The 5,218-nt window shown below is 63.8% G+C and carries 7 protein-coding genes; 1 reads left to right on the top strand and 6 read right to left on the bottom strand.

Annotated features, from left to right (window positions below):
• Positions 1-501: methyl-accepting chemotaxis protein (locus tag B3873_RS17455; RefSeq protein WP_286867582.1), on the top strand; the 501-nt coding region annotated here is incomplete at its 5' end.
• A gap of 20 nt (positions 502-521) precedes the next feature.
• Here the strand turns inward: B3873_RS17455 and B3873_RS17450 are convergent.
• The 6 genes from B3873_RS17450 to B3873_RS17425 form a co-directional block, all read right to left on the bottom strand.
• Complete coding sequence (locus B3873_RS17450; RefSeq protein ID WP_286867579.1) at positions 522-1,196, bottom strand: amino acid ABC transporter permease; 675 nt, start codon at positions 1,194-1,196, stop codon at positions 522-524.
• Positions 1,197-1,208: 12 nt separating this feature from the next.
• The gene (locus B3873_RS17445) at positions 1,209-1,880 is read right to left on the bottom strand and encodes an amino acid ABC transporter permease (protein WP_286867576.1); all 672 of its coding nucleotides are present in this window, start codon (positions 1,878-1,880) and stop codon (positions 1,209-1,211) included.
• 3 nt (positions 1,881-1,883) lie between these two features.
• Entirely contained in the window at positions 1,884-2,633 is a 750-nt protein-coding gene (locus B3873_RS17440; protein WP_286867573.1) for an amino acid ABC transporter ATP-binding protein, read from the bottom strand.
• Positions 2,634-2,685: 52 nt separating this feature from the next.
• Positions 2,686-3,558, bottom strand: coding sequence for a transporter substrate-binding domain-containing protein (locus B3873_RS17435; RefSeq protein ID WP_134134791.1), 873 nt, complete (start codon positions 3,556-3,558; stop codon positions 2,686-2,688).
• A 38-nt stretch (positions 3,559-3,596) separates the two neighbouring features.
• Positions 3,597-4,556 carry an N-carbamoyl-D-amino-acid hydrolase gene (locus B3873_RS17430; RefSeq protein ID WP_286867571.1) on the bottom strand — a complete coding sequence of 320 codons (960 nt, stop codon included), beginning with the start codon at positions 4,554-4,556 and terminating at the stop codon, positions 3,597-3,599.
• Positions 4,553-5,218, bottom strand: a 666-nt coding sequence (locus B3873_RS17425; RefSeq protein ID WP_286867568.1) for an amidohydrolase family protein, incomplete at its 5' end; no start/stop codon positions are given. The genes B3873_RS17425 and B3873_RS17430, both read right to left, overlap by 4 nt.

Raw genomic sequence — 5,218 nt, 5'->3', positions numbered from 1 at the left:
ATCCTGGCCTTGAACGCCGCTGTGGAAGCGGCGCGCGCCGGTGAGCAGGGACGCGGCTTCGCGGTGGTCGCCAGCGAAGTGCGCTCGCTGGCCCAGCGCAGCGCCTCGGCGGCCAAGGAAATCCGTGGGCTGATCGAGTCGTCGGTGGAACATGTGGAAGCTGGCCAGAAACTGGTCGATGAAGCTGGCCAGACCATGGATCAGGTGGTCCAATCGATCCAGCAGGTCAACGACCTCATGAGCGAGATCACGGCCGCCTCCAGCGAACAGAGTTCGGGGATCAGCCAGATCAACATCGCCATCTCGCAAATGGATGAAGTGACCCAGCAGAATGCGGCGCTGGTGGAGGAGTCGGCCAGTGCGGCGCAATCCATGGCGCAACAGGCTGACAGTCTGCGGGATGCCGTATCGGTGTTCCGGCTGGAACAGGCTCAGCCTGCCGTGGCCCCAGCACGCGAGACGGTGATTCATCCGCGCATGGGGCTGCTCAGCGCAGCCTGATGCAGCGCCTGCGGCCACCCTCAGTGCAAGGTGCGGCCGCGGTGCTCCAGCCGCGACAGCCAGCGCACCAGTGGCAGCAACAGCGCCAGATAGAGCAAGGCTGCCAGCACGATGGGCGAAGGGTTGTAGACCAGCGATTGCGCATCGCGCGCCACGCGCAGCAGCTCAGGCAGTGCCACCACGCTGGCAATGGTGGTCAGCTTGATGACCTCGATGCCATTGCCGATCAGGTCGGGCAAGGCGTTGCGCACGGCCTGCGGCACGATCACCCAGGCCAGCGCCTGAGTGCGCGACAGGCCGGTAGAACGGGCCGCTTCCATCTGGCCGCTCGGTACGCTTTCTATGCCGGCGCGCAGCACCTCGGCGAAATAGCTGGAATTGTTGAACATGAAGCCCAGCGCCACGGCCATCAGCTTGGGCAGTTCCAGCCCGAGGAAGGGTGCGCCGAAATAGATCAGGATCAGCAGCACCAGCGGCGGGAAGGATCGAAAGAAGTCCACATACACCGCCACCGCAATGCGCATCGTGCGCGAACGGCTCTGCGTGGCCAGCAAGGCCAGCAGCAATCCCGATACCACTCCGATAGGTATCACCAGCAGCGACAGCCACACCGTGGTCCACAAGCCGCCCAGCAGGAAGGGCAGGACCTGGCGATAGACCTCCAGGTTGAAGAAATTCTGCAACAAGGCATCCATGCCGGCCCTCTCCTATCGTTTCCAGCGCCAGCGGGTTTCGAGCCAGCGCGCGAACAAGACCACCGGAATGAAGATCACCAGATAAGCCGCCGCACCCAGCATCAGGGGTGTGGGATTGCCGGCATTGCTGCTGGCGGCCTGAGCCGTATTGAGAATCTCCGACAAGGCCACCACCGATCCCAGTGCCGTATTCTTGGTAATCGAAATGACCCGGTTGGTCAGCGGCGGCACCGCCATACGCAGTGCCTGCGGCAGGATCACGGCGACCATGGTTTGTCCCCATGACAGGCCGGTCGAGCGCGCCGCTTCGCTCTGGCCGCGCGGCAAGGAGGCGATGCCGGCCCAGATGCTTTCCTCGGCATAGGCCGCCAGTACCAAGGTCAGCGCCAGCCAGGTGGCGGTGAAGGACGACATGGCCAGGTCGATGTATGGAAACGCAAAGAAGAGCACGATGATCAGGATCAGCGGCGGCAAGGCCCGCATCACATCGGCAAAGGCCACCACCAGCCCCACCAGGCCGCGCTTGCCGGTCGCACGCAACACCGCCAGCGACAGCCCCAGCAGCAGGCCGGAAGCAATCACCGCCAGGCTCAGCAGGACCGTCACGCCCATGCCGCGCAGGATGTCCGGCCAGTAGCGCGCAGCGATCTCGGCATTGAAGAAGGTAAATAGAAATTGCTCCATGACTCAGCCGTGCTGTGCGAAGCGCGCCACGAAGGCCTTGGTGCGAGCCTGCTGCGGATTGCCGAAGATCTGCTCGGGCGGCCCCTCCTCGACGATCACGCCACCGTCCATGAAAACCACACGGTCGGCCGCCGCCCGGGCAAAGGCCATTTCGTGCGTGACCACCAGCATGGTCATGCCAGCCTCGCGCAACTGCCGCATCACCTGCAGAACACTGCCGACCAGTTCGGGGTCGAGCGCGCTGGTGGGTTCATCGAAGAGCATCACCTTGGGTTCCAGCGCGATGCCCCGGGCAATGCCCACGCGCTGCTGCTGTCCGCCGGAGAGCTGGCCGGGGAAGACAGATGCCTTCTCCAGCATGCCCACCTGTTCCAAGGCGCGCCGCGCGCGGCGCTCGGCCTCGGCATGCGTATGCTTCTGGACCTTCTTCAGCGCCAGCATCACATTGCCCAGCACGCTCATGTGCGGATACAGGTTGAACTGCTGGAACACCATGCCGATCTTCTGGCGTACCGCATTGAGATCGGTGCGGGCATGCATGATGTCCTGCCCATCCACCACGATCTGGCCGGCACTGGGTTCTTCGAGCCGGTTGCAGCAACGCAGCATCGTGCTCTTGCCCGAACCGGAAGGACCGATCACGCAGATCAGCTGGCCCGGCCGCACGCGCAGGTCGATCCCGCGCAGGACGGTATTGCCTTCATAGGACTTGTGCAGGCCGACGATTTCTAGGATGGGAGCGGCTAGGTTCATGGAGGCTTCTGTCTCGTTCAGGCGGTCGGCATGAAGTGTCGGCTCAGTGGCATCAATTGCACTTGAGCGTCACCGGGGTGGGGTCGTAACCATCCAGCCCAGGCACGCCCTGCCCCACGCCGACCTTGACCACGGTGGCATCGGCGGCCGGGGTATAGCCGAACCACTTCTGCGCGATCTTGCCCAGCGTGCCATCCTGCTTCATGCATTTGAGCGCCATGCCGGCAGCATCGCGGCCGGCCTTGTCGTCCAGGCGGAAGGCCAGCGCCCACACCAGACCGGTCTTGACGGTGTAGGTGGTCTGCACGGCCGGATTCTGCTTGGCAGCCCAGGCGGCTACCGTACTGCCGGCCAGGTTGGCATCGGCGCGGCCGGATTGCACGGCCTGCACCGCATCGGCATTGTTGCCATAGACGTCGTACTTGAACCCGTACTTGGGGGCGTTGTCACGCGCCCAGAGTTCATAGGCCGAGCCCTTGTTGACCGAGATGGTCTTGCCCTTGAGGTCCTCCAGCGCATTGATGGGGGCAGCTCCCTTCTTGATGACGAAGGTGTAGTCAGTATCCAGATAGCCTTCGGTGAAGAGCATGGCCTTGGCGCGCTCCGGGGTGGCCGTGACGGGGGCCAGCACGAAATCGTATTTTTTGGCATTCAGGCCCGGCACCAGCCCGGAAAATTCCGTGCCTTCGATTTCGATCTTGCGGCCCAGGCGGCGTGCCAGTTCTTCGCCCAGGTCGATGTTGAAGCCTTGCAGGCCCCCGCCCAGCTTGACCATCGCATGCGGCGCAAAGGTGGCATCCACTCCGGTGCGCAGCGGGCCACCCTGGGCCATGGCACCGGCCGACAGCAGTGCACTGGCCGAGAGTACGGCCAGCAGGGAGTATTTCAGGGAAGACTTGGAAGGCAGTACCAGGAACGGAAACATCGCAACACTCCTCGATTGGGTGGAAGGTGGACAGTGATTCAGGTAGACAGCTCGGACGGTGCCAACGGCGCACCGGCCCCGGTGCGCTCGACGATGAGGCGGTAATGTTCCGGACGGCGGTGCTTGGCGAAATTGAAGACGTGCTGCAGGAAGGTTTCACCCAGTTGCAGATCGCAACTGGCGAAGATCACCTCATCCTCCTCGCCTTGCGCCTGCGCCACGATCTCGCCGGAAGGCGCGACGATGGCCGAGCCGCCGATCATGTGGAAGCCATCCTCGACACCGCACTTGGCGGCGGCCGCCACCCACAACCCGTTCTGGTAGGCATTGGCCTGCAGCGACAGCAGGTGGTGGAACATGCGCAGATGGGGCGGTTCGTTCCAGTGGATGTTCCAGGACGGCGTGTTGTAGCCCAGCGTGACGATACGTGCGCTCTGCAGGCTCATGACGCGATAGGTCTCGGGCCAGCGGCGGTCATTGCACAGGCACTGGCCGATGCGGGTGCCCAGCATGTCGGTGACGCCAAAGCCATCGTTGCCGACCTCGAAGTACTTCTTTTCCAGATGCTGGAAGGGCGCATCGGGCTTGTGGTCGCTGTGTCCCGGCAGGTGGATCTTGCGATAGCGGGCCACGATCCGGGCTGTTTCATCCACCAGGATGGAGCTGTTGTAGTGATGGTCATCGGCGGTCAGTTCGCCATAGCCGAGGTAGAAACCGATCCTGAGCTGCGCGGCCAGTTCGAACAAGGGCCGTGTCTGCGGACCCGGCATCTCGGTCTCGAAGAAGCGCGCATCGACTTCGGCCTGGTCTTCCATCCAGTAACGCGGGAAGAACGTGGTCAGCGCCAGCTCCGGAAACACCACCATCTTCGCGCCACGGGCTGCGGCCTCGCGCATCATCTCGAGCAGACGGCGCACCACCGTGGTCCGGTTCTCGGCCAGTTGCACGGGCCCCATCTGCGCCACGGCCAGGCCGAAGCGATTGTCCTTGTTGCTCATTGCGATTCCCATGCCTTTCCCTTGAGGCCGAGCAAGCCCGGCAGATGGCTGCGCGTCGGCCGCTGCGCAAGGCTGGCCGGTGCCGGACACTGGCGTGCGATGAAGCGGCCCGAGCCGCGCGCCACTTTCAATTCCCCCTCGCTGACCACCACACGGCCGCGGCTGGTGACCACTTCCGGCCAACCCCTGATTTGCCGTCCTTCATAGGGCGTATAGCCGACGTTGTCGTGCAGGAGTGCTGCGGTGATGGTGGTCTCGCGTTCCGGATTCCAGATCACCAGATCGGCATCGAGCCCCTCGGCGATATTGCCCTTGCAGTGCGAGAGCCCATACATGTGGGCGTGATTGGTGGCGGTCAGGCGCACGAATTCGTGGATGTCGAGGCGGCCCTTCTGCACGCCCTCGGAAAACAGCAGCGGCAGACGCAGCTCGATGCCCGGCACGCCATTGGCCATTTCCTTGAAGGTGGTGTCTTCGCCGCGCGGCAGCTTGCCACTCTCGTCGAAGCGATACGGCGCATGGTCGGAGCTATACATGCCCAGCGTGCCATCCTTGAGCCCGGCCCAGACCGCCTCCTGGGCGTTGGCATCGCGCGGCGGCGGGCTACAGCAATACTTGGCACCCTCCACGCCGGGCAGATCGATATCCTCGGCCGTGAGGAA

It is taken from the genome of Herbaspirillum sp. UBA812, from assembly GCF_002296545.1.
Classification (GTDB): Bacteria; Pseudomonadota; Gammaproteobacteria; order Burkholderiales; family Burkholderiaceae_D; genus Herbaspirillum; species Herbaspirillum huttiense.
This window is presented reverse-complemented; position numbering and strand designations above follow the sequence as displayed.